The organism is Burkholderia sp. Bp9143, assembly GCF_003853645.1.
Lineage (GTDB): Bacteria > Pseudomonadota > Gammaproteobacteria > Burkholderiales > Burkholderiaceae > Burkholderia.
The window spans coordinates 45,404-58,996 of sequence record NZ_QTPO01000010.1 but is presented as its reverse complement, the minus strand read 5'-3'; the positions used below and the strand labels follow the sequence as shown (position 1 = coordinate 58,996).

Annotated in this window: 13 protein-coding genes; 12 read left to right on the top strand and 1 reads right to left on the bottom strand. The window is 64.3% G+C overall.

All coding sequences use genetic code 11. The annotated features are described in order from the left end of the window. The first annotated feature begins 77 nt into the window (after nt 1–77). From DIE23_RS09680 to DIE23_RS09650, 8 genes are all read left to right on the top strand, one after another. Nucleotides 78–968, top strand: a complete 891-nt coding sequence (locus DIE23_RS09680) for a LysR family transcriptional regulator (protein ID WP_124611913.1) — start codon at nt 78–80, stop codon at nt 966–968. A gap of 279 nt (nt 969–1,247) precedes the next feature. Then, the gene (locus DIE23_RS39455) at nt 1,248–1,406 is read left to right on the top strand and encodes a hypothetical protein (protein WP_185646414.1); all 159 of its coding nucleotides are present in this window, start codon (nt 1,248–1,250) and stop codon (nt 1,404–1,406) included. A gap of 255 nt (nt 1,407–1,661) precedes the next feature. Continuing rightward, entirely contained in the window at nt 1,662–3,926 is a 2,265-nt protein-coding gene (locus DIE23_RS09675; protein WP_124611912.1) for a sigma-54-dependent Fis family transcriptional regulator, read from the top strand. A 379-nt stretch (nt 3,927–4,305) separates the two neighbouring features. Further along, on the top strand, nt 4,306–4,494 hold the full coding sequence (locus DIE23_RS09670) for a DUF1843 domain-containing protein (RefSeq protein ID WP_124611911.1): 189 nt from the start codon (nt 4,306–4,308) through the stop codon (nt 4,492–4,494). A gap of 48 nt (nt 4,495–4,542) precedes the next feature. After that, a complete protein-coding gene (locus DIE23_RS09665; RefSeq protein WP_124611910.1) occupies nt 4,543–5,160 on the top strand; it encodes a DUF1842 domain-containing protein in 618 nt (205 codons plus the stop codon). 46 nt (nt 5,161–5,206) lie between these two features. After that, nucleotides 5,207–5,791 carry a DUF1842 domain-containing protein gene (locus tag DIE23_RS09660; RefSeq protein WP_124611909.1) on the top strand — a complete coding sequence of 195 codons (585 nt, stop codon included), beginning with the start codon at nt 5,207–5,209 and terminating at the stop codon, nt 5,789–5,791. A 100-nt stretch (nt 5,792–5,891) separates the two neighbouring features. Beyond that, a complete protein-coding gene (locus DIE23_RS09655; RefSeq protein ID WP_124611908.1) occupies nt 5,892–7,340 on the top strand; it encodes a GDL motif peptide-associated radical SAM/SPASM maturase in 1,449 nt (482 codons plus the stop codon). Between the two features lie 109 nt (nt 7,341–7,449). Next, the gene (locus DIE23_RS09650) at nt 7,450–7,779 is read left to right on the top strand and encodes a hypothetical protein (RefSeq protein ID WP_124611907.1); all 330 of its coding nucleotides are present in this window, start codon (nt 7,450–7,452) and stop codon (nt 7,777–7,779) included. Nucleotides 7,780–7,993: 214 nt separating this feature from the next. Here the strand turns inward: DIE23_RS09650 and DIE23_RS09645 are convergent, their stop codons facing one another. Next, on the bottom strand, nt 7,994–8,797 hold the full coding sequence (locus DIE23_RS09645; RefSeq protein WP_124611906.1) for a DNA-binding transcriptional regulator: 804 nt from the start codon (nt 8,795–8,797) through the stop codon (nt 7,994–7,996). Nucleotides 8,798–8,989: 192 nt separating this feature from the next. On the opposite strand from DIE23_RS09645, the gene DIE23_RS09640 reads away from it, so the two are divergent. From DIE23_RS09640 to DIE23_RS09625, 4 genes are read left to right on the top strand one after another with little or no spacing between them, the layout of a single operon-like run. Continuing rightward, a complete protein-coding gene (locus DIE23_RS09640) occupies nt 8,990–10,846 on the top strand; it encodes a bifunctional 3-(3-hydroxy-phenyl)propionate/3-hydroxycinnamic acid hydroxylase (protein ID WP_124611905.1) in 1,857 nt (618 codons plus the stop codon). A gap of 2 nt (nt 10,847–10,848) precedes the next feature. Then, the gene (locus tag DIE23_RS09635; protein ID WP_124611904.1) at nt 10,849–11,808 is read left to right on the top strand and encodes a 3-carboxyethylcatechol 2,3-dioxygenase; all 960 of its coding nucleotides are present in this window, start codon (nt 10,849–10,851) and stop codon (nt 11,806–11,808) included. A 20-nt stretch (nt 11,809–11,828) separates the two neighbouring features. Beyond that, the gene (locus tag DIE23_RS09630) at nt 11,829–12,632 is read left to right on the top strand and encodes a fumarylacetoacetate hydrolase family protein (RefSeq protein ID WP_124611903.1); all 804 of its coding nucleotides are present in this window, start codon (nt 11,829–11,831) and stop codon (nt 12,630–12,632) included. Nucleotides 12,633–12,645: 13 nt separating this feature from the next. Further along, nucleotides 12,646–13,587, top strand: coding sequence for an acetaldehyde dehydrogenase (acetylating) (locus DIE23_RS09625; protein WP_124611902.1), 942 nt, complete (start codon nt 12,646–12,648; stop codon nt 13,585–13,587). Nucleotides 13,588–13,593 lie beyond the last annotated feature (6 nt).

The window sequence follows — 13,593 nt, the reverse complement described above, 5'->3', positions numbered from 1 at the left end:
CGAAGTTGCACTGTAGACATGAAACGAAATGAGTACAATTTGCGTACCATTTCCAAACTAGAAACAAAATTTTTCTAATGGACAGACTGGCATGCATGAAGGTGTTCGTCAGGGCCGTTGAGGCTGGCTCGATCTCCTCGGCCGCAAACGAACTGAATATGTCGCCGCAACTGGCCGGCAAACAGATACGCGCGCTGGAAGAGGGGCTGGGTATCAAGCTGCTAAGCAGAACGACACGTCGGCAGAGCCTGACCGACAGTGGCCAGCTGTTTTACGAGCGTGCGAAAAGCATCCTCGCCGAGATGGAGGCTGCCGAGGCGCTCATGGCGGAAACGCGCTCCGAACCCAGGGGCAGGTTGCGCATCAGCGCGCCCATCACATTCGGGAGTCATGGGCTCGCGCCCGAGATTCCCGAATACCTCAGCCAACATCCCGAGGTGTCGGTGGACCTCAACCTTTCCAATCGCACGGTCGACCTGGTGGAAGAGGGTTTCGATGTCGTCTTTCGAACCGGAGATCTTCCCGACAGCAGCTTGATTGCGAGGCGCCTCGGTTGGTATCGCCTGGTGCTCTGTGCGGCACCCGATTACATCAGGTCTGCAGGGAAGTTACGGAGTCCGGAGGACCTGACGAACCACGAATGTCTTGTTTTCTCGCACACCGTGCTTCGTACCCAGTGGACATTCGACGGCCCGGATGGGCGGGTGTCCGTGCCGATCAAAGGCCGTTTCTCCACCAATAGCGGAGAAGCGCTTCGCTCGACGGCAGTCGCGGGCATGGGCATCCTGCTGCAGCCCTATGAGCTTGTGGCGGACGAGATTGCGGCCGGACGACTGGTACGGCTTCTGCCCGAGTATGAGCCGCCGGCTCGTGCGCTGCATGCGCTGTACGCGTCCGACAGGCAGATGACGCCGAAGCTGCGGAGCTTTCTGGAGTTTGCGGTCAACCGGTTCGGCGAGAGGCGGTAGTCCTCGCCGAATTTCGCTGATTCCTCTACCGGAGCGACTTTCTATTTTCGAGTTATTTGAGCCGCGGCGGGTGCGTGTAATTCAAATATAAACAGATCGGTTCGTTACTTAACGGGCGAGCGCCTTGAATGGATTTGTAATAAATGTCGGGCCGATGGTATGCGTCGGTTCGAAAATCTCGTGGCGTCAACGGTATCCTTTTTGAAAGGATGTTGAAGAATTGCCTTTCCGCGAAGAGATCGTGTCGATGTTTACGACGGGATGGCTTCGATTTATCGCATGAAATTCATCAATAACGTTTCCCCGCGGGGAATCGATGCGATGGAACATTCGCTGTCGGGTCAAGCAACTGTGCGCGAGGCAGCGATTATTGAACAAACATGGCGATTATTTCCGCTTTCGATCGTGTTGAGAAATAATCAAGCCCTATTTATTTAGATTCCCGATCGAATAAATCCCTCTACACTGTCTTGAGCAACGGCTGTTGGTGTCTGGTTTTAAAAAACAAGAAAGCTGAAAAAGAACCGCTCTAGAGCCTAACCGTATAGGAAAGAGCATGCAAAGACCGGGGACAGATGTCCGCAGCGCGGGCACATTGCACGATCTCGACGCGGCGGCGTGCGCTGAGCCCACCTTTTATCGGCTCGACATCGTCATGCCTGCCCATGTATCGCGATTGCCGGGCGTCGCGCGATGAACGGGATACCGAACGGGGCCGCGCAAGGCAATGACGCACTTGATGCGCATGCGCTGATCGGCGTGTCGGCAGCATTTCGCCAACTGGTCCGGATGATCGATCGCGTGGCGCCGACCGACCATACGCTACTGATTGTCGGACCCACCGGCTCCGGAAAGGAATTGGTGGCGCGGCGCCTTCACGCAAACGGCCCGCGGCGCGACATGCCGTTCATCGACGTGAATTGCGGCGCCATTCCCCATGATCTGATCGAAGCGGAGTTCTTCGGTCATGTCCGCGGCGCCTTTACGGGCGCTGTGGAAGACCACCGCGGCCTGTTCGACCAGGTCGGGGCCGGCACGCTTTTTCTCGACGAGATCGGCGAACTGCCGCTTGCGCTCCAGCCGAAACTGCTGCGCGTGCTCGAAACGCGCACGTTCCGGCCGATCGGCGCATCGGCAAGCCGGCGCTTTGCCGGACGCATCGTTGCGGCCACCCATCGAAACCTGCTGGAAGAAGCGCGCGTTGGCCGGTTCAGGGAAGACTTGTTCTACCGGCTTGCGGTTTTCATTCTCAATGTGCCTGGGCTCGCGCAACGAAGCGAGGACATCCCGCTGCTGGCCGCCCATTTTGCGGCCCAGCAAACGCGCGCGATCGCGTTCACGCCGGCGGCGATCAAGCGGATGTGCGAGCATCCGTGGCCGGGCAACGTTCGGCAGTTGCGCAATCTCGTGAGCCAGCTCAGCGTGTTCGCGGAGCATGCGCGGATCGACGCCGACACGCTCGCGCCGTTTCTGGCCACGGACACGCCCGACGCGACGGCATGCGCGCTTCTCGCGGACCGCCTGCTCGAGTTCGGCGGCAGCGACAAGCTGGCCGCGGCCGAGCGCCTGCTCATCGACCGTGCGCTCGAGAGGACTTCGTATAACAAGAGCGCCGCGGCCGCGTTGCTCGGTGTCGGCCGCAAGGTCGTCGAGCGCCGGCTCAAGGCGCGCGAAGTGCAACACGGGGAGGCTCGACAGTGCCTGGAGCGTGCGGAAGCGCTGGCCGGCGCCCTTCAGTATCGCGAATCCGTCGCGCTGCTGCACCGCTGCCTCGCGCTCCTGCAAAAGGCCAGTCCGACCGAGGAGAGCCGCCGCTTGCAGTTCGGTGCCTATCGCCTGCTTGCCGTTGTGCTGCGAGGCATCCATGGCTGGCAGTTTCCCGAAGCGACGGCTTGTTACGAGGCTGCATGGTCGATCGGCGACGGCGTATGCGACGCGCGCGAACTCGCCACGGTGCAGTTCGGCATCTGGATGACGCAACTGGTGACGCTGCAACTCACACGGGCACGTGCCACCGCGCAGGAACTGCTGCACCGCGCGCACGCGATGGACGATCGCGCGATGCTCGACGACGCGCACGTCGCGCTGGCCAACACGCTGTTCTGGCTCGGCGACAGTGAGGAAGCGCTGGCGTTGCTTTCCCGTGGCGGGCTGACCGGCATCGGCCGCGCCGATCGGCGGCTCGGCGTGTCGGGCACCGATATCGCGGGACTCGCATTGACGTTCGAGGGTCTCGCCGCTTACCAGACTGGCGCACTCGACCACGCACGCGAGGCCATGGACCGCTTGACCGAGCGAGCGGAACTCGATCCGCCAGATTGGCTCGGTCGCGCGCTCGACCTGCAAGGCGCCGCGTGGCTTGCGATGCTCTTCAACGACGTCGAGCGGCTCGGGAGCCTGACCCGTGCGCTCGACGCAATACCGGCGACCGGCGCACCGGCCTGTGCGGGCGGTGCGCTGCGGATTTTCAGGGCATGCTATCTGAGTGCGATCGGCGAGTTCGGCGACGCCGAGGCGATGCTGCTGGACGGCTATGAAAACCAAATCGAAAGGCAGGGCGGTGCGCTGTTCCATTCGATCAAGGTCTGGAAGCATGGCGAGATACTGTTGAGCACGGGGCGCGCGCGGCAATGCGAAGTGCTCGTTTCCGACGCGCTCGACAAGGTGATCCGCAGGCAGGAGCGTGCGTATCTCGGTGAGCTGTTGATCGTCAAGGCGCGTGCGCAATCGATGCTGGGCGATACGGCGGGTGCCGAGCAAGGGTTGCGCATCGCGATCTCGACGGCGTTGGCGCTGGGCTCGGTGCCCGCTCGCCTTGCCGCGATGGGACATCTCGCGGATCTGTCGCGACAGCCCGCCCGTCCGGCGTCGATCATCGAAGCGATCGACCGGCCGTTGCTCGTGCCCGTCGCCGCACGCCCACCCTCCATGCCGCTCCAGGATCCACGCCTGCTGTAGCGATCGCGTCAACGCGATGTCCTGAGCGCGCGGCTCGGCGGCTTGCGCGCGTGCCCCCTTCATCCCGAAACCGTGGCGAGCGGCGAAGGCTGGCGCCTTGTCGACGCGCGCCGAGCCTTTTCCGACATGGCACGCCCGTACGCGTCCCCGGCACCGGACCTCGCGCGCTTGCATCCGGGAGATCGGGCGATCGCGCTGCACATGGACACATTCGTCCATCGCGCAGCAAACGGCCGGACGAATTCGTCCTCCGGTTGTCGGGCGGCGGCACCGCGCACGGATACAGGCCTGTCGATTCACGACTGGCACATCGGTTGCTTGATCTCGTGCTCGCGGAGATTCCGCGAATCGGCACGACGACCTTTTTAGCGAGAACGTTATGAACAGGGAAACCGGCCATGTCATTCCGCCTTACGGCGTAGCGATCCACCAGGCCATATCGGAAGGCGATGTGTCAAGGATGAAGGCGTTGCTCAGCCAGGCCGAAGAGGTTCTGAAGCAGCACGAGGACCTTGCTGCCGCGGTCGGCAGGCTCAAGCAGGAAATCGTGAGGCGCGAGCGGGCCTGAGCTGCCGTCGCACGCATCGCCATTTCGTTTACCACGCAGGAGGACCAAATGTCAGAAAACACACGTATCGGGCTTTTCCCGGCGGGCTACCTCATCGGCACGGGCATGCCGGGCGCACCGGCGCTCAGGCTCGCATTGCTCGTTGATACGCCCGAGGGCAGTGTGGTCGGCACCGCAACGATCGGGCAGGCAGTGAATCCGCCGGTCGATTTCCATGCCGACGTCTGGGGCAACTACACCTATATGGCACTGATGCCGCCGGTCAACACGCGCATCCTGGTGACGCTGCAGGGCAACGACGGCGGCCCGGGCTCGAATTCGATCGTGACGTTCCGACTTCATCTCGTGCTGGAAAGCGACTGGCAAAGCGGCGTCGCGTCGTACAGCTTTTTCGACAACGGCAGCTGGCGCGCCGTCGAGAACGTGCCGGCAAGGATCGATCGGGAATTCGTACCGCTCGAGCCCGGCCCGGTGATCGTCGAGCCGCATGGCGGGCCGCGGCCTTTGTACGGTGCGCCCATTCAGCAAGCGGCGGCCTCCGGCGATCTCGCGCACATGAAGACGGTCGCGGCCGCGGCGAAGCACCAGTTGCAAAGCCGTGACGAAATCGCGGCCGCGCTGGCTGCGCTGAAGACCGAAATCGCGCGCCTGGAAGCCGGGAACTGAAACCGGCCCGGTTGCCCCGATCCCTATTCGCTACAGGAGCCATCCTATGTCCGCCGCTCTTTTTCCCGTGAATTTCCGCGTCGCAACGCCGGCTATCGGCGCACCTGTCCTCACGCTGGCGCTACTGGTCAACTCGCCGGCCAAGAAGGTCAGCGGCGTGGCGCGCATCACCCAGACGACCTGGCCACCGCTCGAATTCAGTGCGCAGGTATGGGGCCAATTCAGCCCGATCGTGCTGACGCCCGGCGGCAAGACGCAACTCGTCCTCAGCCTGCAGGGCAACCCGTCCGGGCCGACCAGCGGTCTGGCCGAAACGTTCCGGCTGCAGGGGATCGTCGAAGCGGACTGGAAGTCGGGGGTGGCCAGCTACCGGTTCTTCGAAGGGGAGCGCTGGCATGCCGTGGAGCACGCGATCATGACGGTGACCGGCGCGCTGCAACCGTTCGAACCCCGGCATCCGGTCACGCCGCTGTATGGCGTCGGCCTGCAGCAGGCGAGGCAATCGGGCGATCTCGGCCGAATGAAGGCGCTCGCCCGCCAGGCCGAACAACAGCTCGCCGATGCAGGCCGTATCGAGCAAGCCCTTGCCGGCCTGAACGCCGAGATTGCCCGGCTGGAAGCCGGGCGCTGAGCACGCGCGAGGCGGCGGTGCCTGCCGCGGTGCGCGGCGGCCGCCGCCGACCGGTCGATGAGTGGCCGGTGCGGGATGGACGATACTCGAGGATATCGAAATGGACGAGAATCAAGTGCGCCCGGTTCGCTTCCTGAGCGAACAGGACTACGAACGGTTCGTCCCGGTTCACGTCGTGTGGGAAATCACGCTGGCTTGCGACCTGAAGTGCCTGCATTGCGGATCGCGGGCGGGCCACCGACGCACCAACGAACTGTCGACCGGCGAGTGTCTCGAAGTGATCGATGCGCTGGCCAGGCTCGGTACGCGAGAAGTGTCGATGATCGGCGGTGAGGCTTATCTGCGCAAGGACTGGGCGCAACTCATCAAGGCAATCCGCTCGCACGGGATGTACTGCGCGGTGCAGACAGGTGGCCGCAACCTGACACCTGCCCGGCTCGCGCAGGCGGTCGAAGCGGGCCTCAACGGACTGGGGGTATCGCTGGACGGCCTGGCGCCGCTGCACGACAAGTTGCGCAATGTCCCGGGATCGTTCGACCGGGCCGTGGATACCCTGAAGCGTGCGCGTGCGCACGGTCTCGCCGTCAGTGTGAACACGCAGATCGGTTCGGCAACGATGCACGATCTCCCGGCGTTGATGGATACGATCATCGAGATCGGGGCGACCCACTGGCAGATTCAGTTGACGGTCGCGATGGGCAACGCGGTCGATCACGACGAATTGCTCCTGCAGCCGTACCAGCTCGAGGCGCTGATGCCGCTGCTCGCCGATCTCTACAAGCGGGGGCTCGATCGCGGCCTGCTGATGAACGTCGGCAACAACATCGGCTACTTCGGACCGCACGAGCATCTGTGGCGCGGCTTCGGGGACGAGCGGGTGCACTGGACCGGATGTGCAGCCGGGCAGACCGTCATTGCGCTCGAGGCGGACGGCACCGTCAAGGGATGCCCGTCGCTCGCGACGGTCGGTTTCGCGGGCGGCAACGTTCGGGATCTGTCCCTGGAGGAGATCTGGCGCACGAGCGAGGCGATCCATTTCGGCCGACTGCGCTCGGTGGACGACCTGTGGGGATTCTGCCGCACGTGTTACTACGCCGATGTGTGCCGTGGCGGCTGTACGTGGACCTCGCATTCGCTGCTCGGCAAGCCGGGCAACAATCCTTATTGCCACTACCGCGTGCTCGAATTGAAGAAGCAGGGGCTGCGCGAGCGCATCGAGAAGATCGAGGATGCGGCGCCAACGTCGTTCGCGGTGGGTCGCTTCGACCTGGTCACCGAACGCATTTCGGACGGCACACCCGTCTCGAGCATTTCCCGCTCGGGACAGACCGTCGAACTCGCGTGGAAACACAAGGGCAAGCGTGCGCCAGAAGTCGGGCGAGTCCCGCCGAGGCTGGTCGTCTGCCGCGCCTGCAACAGCTACGTCCATCAGCACGAGTCTCAGTGCCCGCACTGCGGGGCGGACATCGCGGCGGCCGAGCGTGCCTACGAACACGACGTGCAGCGTCGTCATGCCCTCATCGAGGAAGTCGAGCGGCTGTTGAGTTGAGTGAGCCGGCGCGCATCTCGTCGATCTTCGAGTGGAGTCCAGGAACCACTTTAAAAAACGGTGACCATGTTCGATCGGTCATGCAATACGGAATCTATGGGGAATATTCATGAGCAACGTCCAAGCGGAAGTGGCGCCGGTGACCGGTGTCGGTACGTACACCTGGGAACTGTCGTTGTATGAATACCAGGGAACCTGCTGGATCAAGTGGTCCACGAATGCGCCGTTCCGAGCGCAGCAAGGGCGAGTCTGCCTGTATCCGGGAAGCTTTCCATCCAATCCGACCGAGGCGAAGGCCTGGAGCTGGGACAACGAAAACAACAACAACTTCAATACGAAGCAGCTGTGGGGGGCCGGGTGGTGTGCCGCATACATTGCCGAAAAGAGTCCGAATGGGCCGTACACCTATCTCGCGAAAACCCAGGTGACGAAAACCTGAGGCCGCTTGTCGCACGACAGGACTCACTCCGGTAGGCAATGGGGGCGTTGTCTCGATTTCTCGGGTTGCTGTCGAATCGATCGATGTGTCGGCGTGCAACGCGAACGCCCCCATCCACCACGCGTGCCGAACCGTCCGTCAGAGGCCGAATCGACGGACCTTCGGCCAGCGGATGCCCGTCGTATGAAAGGGTGATCGGTCCACGGCATGATCTTTAAACCGATCGCTCATCGCTCGACGCCTCGAGTGCGCTCACCAATTCCTGAGCCGCATGCTGCAACTCCGGCAGGAAGCGGCGCACGGCCTCCGCCGGATTGATCGCCTGTTCGAGGTAGATGACGTTCAGTGCCGCGATCACGCGATCGTGCGCACGGATCGCCACCGCGATGGAGCCGATCTTGCGCTGGTCGGCCCAGTCGCCATGATTCGAACCGAAGCCGTCGGCGCGCGTTTGCCGCACCAGGTTGCGGATGAACGCGCTGTCCGATGCGAGCCGCTGCTGTTGTTCGCCACCGGCGCCGGCGCGCAACAGATCGAGAATGTCTTCGCGCTCCGCATCCTGGCACGACGCGAAGTAAATGCGCCCCGATGCGGTCAGCAGCATCGGCAGCCGGCGCCCGACCATCGAACGATGAAACGACAGCGGGCTGAAGCGATGCGTCGTCTCGCGAATGATCATCGAATCGCCGTCGGGTGTCGTCAGGTCGGATGGCCACACGATTCGTTGCAGCAGCCGCGCCATGATCGGTGGCGCGACGGTGGCGATGTGCTCGTCGTCGGTGAATCCTTCGCTCAGCGTGCGCACGCGCAACGTCAGACGAAACGTGTCGTCCGACTCGCTGCGTCGCACGAATCCGCCTTCCACCAGCGTTTCCAGCAACCGCCGCACGGTCGTGCGGTGCAGCCCCGTGACTTCGCTCAACTGCTGGCTCGTCGCGCGACCGTTTTCCAGCGCATTGAGGGCCTGCAGCACCTGCAGGCCGCGCGACAGCCCTCGGACATTTGCGTACTTGCTCATCAAAAAATGTATTAAAAATCAACGATGTGCATTCCTTGCACATTTGGTTGAAATTGTTGAGCGCGTGTCTGTCGCTCCCTAGACTTGCCTTCATCCCGCCGCCACACGACGCGACACGGAACCCGCGAAGTGTCCCGGCCGGAATCCATCGGCATACGCAGCGACCACCGAGTCGCGCGAGGAAGGAGACACATGAACCCCTCATCCAGTCCAGCCACGCATCGCGACCGGCACGACCCGCTTTCCACCGACGTCGCGATCATCGGCGCAGGCCCGGTCGGCTTGATGATCGCCAACATTCTGGGCCTTCAGGGCGTGCGTGTCACGCTGATCGAGAAGCTCGAACGGATCATCGATTATCCGCGCGCCATTGGTCTGGATGACGAAGCATTGCGCGTCTTCCAGTCGATCGGCCTGGCCGACGAACTCGTGCCGCACACGACGCCCGATCACTGGATGCGTTTCGTGACGAAGGACGGTCACTGCTTCGCATCGATCGAGCCGCGCACCGACGAATTCGGCTGGCCGCGCCGCAACGCGTTCATCCAGCCGCTCGCGGATCGTGTGCTCCACGAAGGCCTCGCGCGTTTCCCGCATGTCCAGGTGCTGTTCGGACACAGCGTTGCATCGTTCACGCAGGACGCCGGCGGCGTCAGCATCGACGTGGACGATGCGGATGGCGAACGCCGGACCGTGCGCGCAGCGTACATGGTCGGCGCGGACGGCGGCAACAGTTTCGTGCGCCGCGTGCTGAACGTGTCGTTCGAAGGGCGCACGAAGCCGAACCAGTGGATCGTCGTGGACGTGCGCAACGACCCGATCGGCTCGCCGCACATCTATCTGCATTGCGATCACGAACGGCCGTACGTGTCGGCGGCGCTGCCGCACGGCATTCGCCGCTTCGAGTTCATGGTGATGCCGGGCGAGACCGAGGAAGAACTGTCGAAACCCGAAAGCATGGCTGCGCTGATCCGCAAGGTGGTCGCGGATCCGGATGCGGTCGACTACATCCGCAAGCGCGTCTATACGCACAATGCGCGTCTCGCGTCGACGTTTCACGTGGGCCGCATCCTGCTCGCGGGCGACGCCGCGCACATCATGCCGGTGTGGCAGGGGCAGGGTTACAACAGCGGAATCCGCGACGCGAACAATCTCGGCTGGAAGCTCGCGATGGTCGCACGGGGGCTCGCGGACAGCCGCCTGCTCGAAACCTATACCGTCGAGCGCCGCGCGCATGCGCGTTCGATGATCCATCTGTCCGAAGTGGCGGGCGATATTTTCGCGCCGACGACACGTTTCGGCGCGCGCTTTCGCGACACGTTCGTGCGTGCGCTGAACCTGTTTCCGGCGGTGAAGCGCTACTTCGTCGAAATGCGCTTCAAGCCGATGCCGCGTTACGAGGCGGGCGCGGTACTGCTGCCCACGCACGCACCCAGGCGCGGCTGGCTTGCACGCGTGCTCGAACGATCGGGCAATTCCGCGCCGGGCCGGCTGCTCGGCCTGATGAGCGAAAAGCGCGATTCCTTGATCGGCCGGCTCGCGTACGGTCGCGATCCGTTTGCCGCGTCGCCGGTCGGGCGCATGTTCATCCAGCCGCGCGTGCGGCTGGCCGAGGGACGCACCGTGCTGCTCGACGACGCGATCGGCACCGGTTTCGTCCTGCTGGGTTGGGGCGCGGATCCGACCTTCGGCATGACGCCGCAGGCGCGTGCGTTGTGGGCGCGGATCGGTGGCCGCTTCGTGATCGCGAAGCCGGACGCCCAGCTCGCTTACGCCGACGACGTGCCCTCGGACGTGCTCGCGATCGGTGACGAGACGGGCCGGTTGAAGGACTGGTTCAGCCGTCTGCCGGAGTCGGTCGTGCTGCTGCGTCCCGATCGTTTCGTTGCGGGCGTATGCGCACCACAGCAGGTGTCCTCGGCCATTGTCGCGCTCGCGGAAAAGCTCGGCATGACGGGAGGCGCGCGGCACGAACACGGCGACGTTTCGCCATCTTCGCAGAGCCCGGTGTGCGATCGCGATGTCCTCACACACATGGCAGGAGCATGAGCATGCCGATTCATCTCGAATGTCTTTCCCATACGCCGCTGCACGGTTACTTCGATCCGGCGCCCGACGTGGTTGCGGAAGTCGAGCGCATCGGCCGAGCCGCGCGCGAACGTGTCGAGCGTTTCCGGCCTGACCTGATCGTCGTTTTCGCCCCCGATCATTTCAACGGATTCTTCTACGACATGATGCCGCCGTTCTGCATCGGCGCACGAGCCGACGCGATCGGTGATTTCAAGAGCCTGGCCGGCACGCTGCCGGTGCCGGGCGATCTCGCGCACGGGCTGGCGGAAAGCGTGCTGGCCGCCGACGTCGATGTCGCGCTGTCGTACCGGATGCAGGTCGACCACGGCTGCGCGCAGGCGCTTGAAGTGCTGACGGGCGGTCTCGATCGCCATCCGGTGATCCCGGTGTTCATCAACTCCGTCGCGCCACCGATGGCGCCGCTGCGCCGCGCGCGTTTGCTGGGCGACGCGATCGGCCGCCATCTCGCGCGTACCGACCGCCGCGTGCTGGTGGTCGGCTCGGGCGGCATCTCGCACGAGCCGCCTGTACCGGAACTGATCGGTGCGCCGGCCGACGTGGCGGAGCGGCTGATCGCCGGGCGCAATCCGTCGGCCGAATCGCGCGCGGCGCGCCAGGCGCGTACCGTGGCCGCCGCCCGTTCGTTTGCCGCCGGCGACAGTCCGCTGCATCCGCTGAATCCCGAATGGGATCGCGCGTTTCTCGCCAGACTCGCATCCGGCGAACTGACAGCGCTGGATGGCGTGACCAATGACGCGATCACGCGCGACGGCGGCAAGTCCGCGCACGAGATCCGCACGTGGGTCGCCGCATTCGCCGCGCTCGCCGCGTATGGCCCGTATCACGCGTCACTCGACTACTACCGCGCGATTCCCGAGTGGATCGCGGGTTTCGCCACCATGCACGCCACGTCGTCGACCGCCGTCGCGGCGGCGGCGTGACCGAACTCCAGGAGACCTCGATGTCCGATTCGAACCTTGTGACGACACTGGCCGCGCGACTGCGCGAGGCCGAGGCGTCGCGCAGCACGATCGCGCCGCTGCGCGGCGAAGCCGCCGCGGGCGGCATCCCGCTCGACGCGATGACGATGGCCTACGCGGTGCAGCAGGCCAACGTCGACCGGCGCGTCGCTAACGGCGAGCGCATCGTCGGCCGCAAGATCGGCCTGACGTCGCTCGCGGTGCAGACACAGCTGGGCGTCGACCAGCCCGATTTCGGCGCGTTGTTCGCGAGCATGGCTTGCGGCGACGGCGCGCCGATTTCGCTCGCGCAGCTGATCCAGCCCAAGGTCGAAGCGGAGATCGCACTCGTGCTCGATCACGACCTCACGCAAGACAGGCACACGTTCGTCGACATCCTGCGCGCGAGCGCGTATGCGCTCGCCGCGATCGAGGTGGTGGACAGCCGCATCCGCGATTGGGACATCCGCTTCGTCGACACGGTCGCCGACAACGCATCGAGCGCGCGCTTCGTGGTTGGCAGCCGTCCGGTGCCACTTTCGCGGCTTGATCTGACGGGCTGCGCGATGACACTTGCCCGCGATGGCGAAGTGCTGTCGAAGGGCAGCGGCGCCGCCTGCCTCGGCAATCCGCTCAACGCTGCCGTGTGGCTGGCCGACCGGATGGTGCAACTCGGCACGCCGCTGCGCGCCGGCGACGTGGTGCTGACCGGCGCGCTCGGTCCGATGGTCGCCGTCCGCGAGGCCGGCACCTATGTCGCGCAGATCGACGGGCTCGGCAGCGTCCGGGCAACTTTCACGGCTTAACTCAGGAACTCGCATGGCTTCCGAAAAACTCAAGGCTGCGATCATCGGCTCCGGCAACATCGGCACGGACCTGATGATCAAGATCCTCCGTCACGGCAGGCATCTGGAAATGGTGGCGATGGTCGGTATCGACGCGAACTCGGACGGTCTCGCGCGCGCCGCGCGGCTGGGTGTCGCGACCACGCATGAAGGCGTCGAAGGGCTCACGCGTCTTCCGGTATTCGACCAGATCGATTTCGTGTTCGACGCGACGTCCGCCGGCGCGCACGTTCGCAATGAAGCGCTGCTGCGCACGCTCAAGCCGTCGATTCGCATGATCGATCTGACACCCGCCGCGATCGGCCCGTACTGCGTGCCGGTCGTCAACCTCGACGCGCACATCGACGCGCCGAATGTGAACATGGTCACGTGCGGTGGCCAGGCGACGATTCCGATCGTCGCGGCTGTGTCGCGCGTCGCGAAGGTGCACTACGCGGAGATTGTCGCGTCGATCAGCAGCAAGTCGGCGGGCCCCGGTACGCGCGCGAACATCGATGAATTCACCGAAACGACGTCGAAGGCGATCGAGGTGGTCGGCGGCGCCGCGAAGGGCAAGGCGATCATCGTGCTGAACCCGGCCGAGCCGCCGCTGATGATGCGCGACACGGTCTATACGCTGTCCGATCTCGCGTCTCGCGCGGAGATCGAGGCGTCGATCGAGGACACCGTCGCGAAGGTGCACGCGTACGTGCCTGGCTATCGGCTCAAGCAGAAGGTGCAGTTCGACGAGATTCCGGCGAACGCGCCGATCCGTATTCCGGGCCTGGGAACGTTCAGCGGCCTGAAAACGTCGGTGTTCGTCGAAGTGGAGGGCGCCGCGCACTATCTGCCTGCCTACGCGGGCAATCTCGACATCATGACTTCCGCCGCGCTCGCGACCGCCGAACGCATGGCGCAGGCGCGCGTGAGCGCGTAAGGAGCA

Coding starts and splice junctions, on each gene's coding strand:
- DIE23_RS09680 (WP_124611913.1), top strand. CDS start 78: ATGGACAGACTGGCATGCATGAAGGTGTTCGTCAGGGCCGTTGAGGCT.
- DIE23_RS39455 (WP_185646414.1), top strand. CDS start 1,248: ATGAAATTCATCAATAACGTTTCCCCGCGGGGAATCGATGCGATGGAA.
- DIE23_RS09675 (WP_124611912.1), top strand. CDS start 1,662: ATGAACGGGATACCGAACGGGGCCGCGCAAGGCAATGACGCACTTGAT.
- DIE23_RS09670 (WP_124611911.1), top strand. CDS start 4,306: ATGAACAGGGAAACCGGCCATGTCATTCCGCCTTACGGCGTAGCGATC.
- DIE23_RS09665 (WP_124611910.1), top strand. CDS start 4,543: ATGTCAGAAAACACACGTATCGGGCTTTTCCCGGCGGGCTACCTCATC.
- DIE23_RS09660 (WP_124611909.1), top strand. CDS start 5,207: ATGTCCGCCGCTCTTTTTCCCGTGAATTTCCGCGTCGCAACGCCGGCT.
- DIE23_RS09655 (WP_124611908.1), top strand. CDS start 5,892: ATGGACGAGAATCAAGTGCGCCCGGTTCGCTTCCTGAGCGAACAGGAC.
- DIE23_RS09650 (WP_124611907.1), top strand. CDS start 7,450: ATGAGCAACGTCCAAGCGGAAGTGGCGCCGGTGACCGGTGTCGGTACG.
- DIE23_RS09645 (WP_124611906.1), bottom strand. CDS start 8,797: ATGAGCAAGTACGCAAATGTCCGAGGGCTGTCGCGCGGCCTGCAGGTG.
- DIE23_RS09640 (WP_124611905.1), top strand. CDS start 8,990: ATGAACCCCTCATCCAGTCCAGCCACGCATCGCGACCGGCACGACCCG.
- DIE23_RS09635 (WP_124611904.1), top strand. CDS start 10,849: ATGCCGATTCATCTCGAATGTCTTTCCCATACGCCGCTGCACGGTTAC.
- DIE23_RS09630 (WP_124611903.1), top strand. CDS start 11,829: ATGTCCGATTCGAACCTTGTGACGACACTGGCCGCGCGACTGCGCGAG.
- DIE23_RS09625 (WP_124611902.1), top strand. CDS start 12,646: ATGGCTTCCGAAAAACTCAAGGCTGCGATCATCGGCTCCGGCAACATC.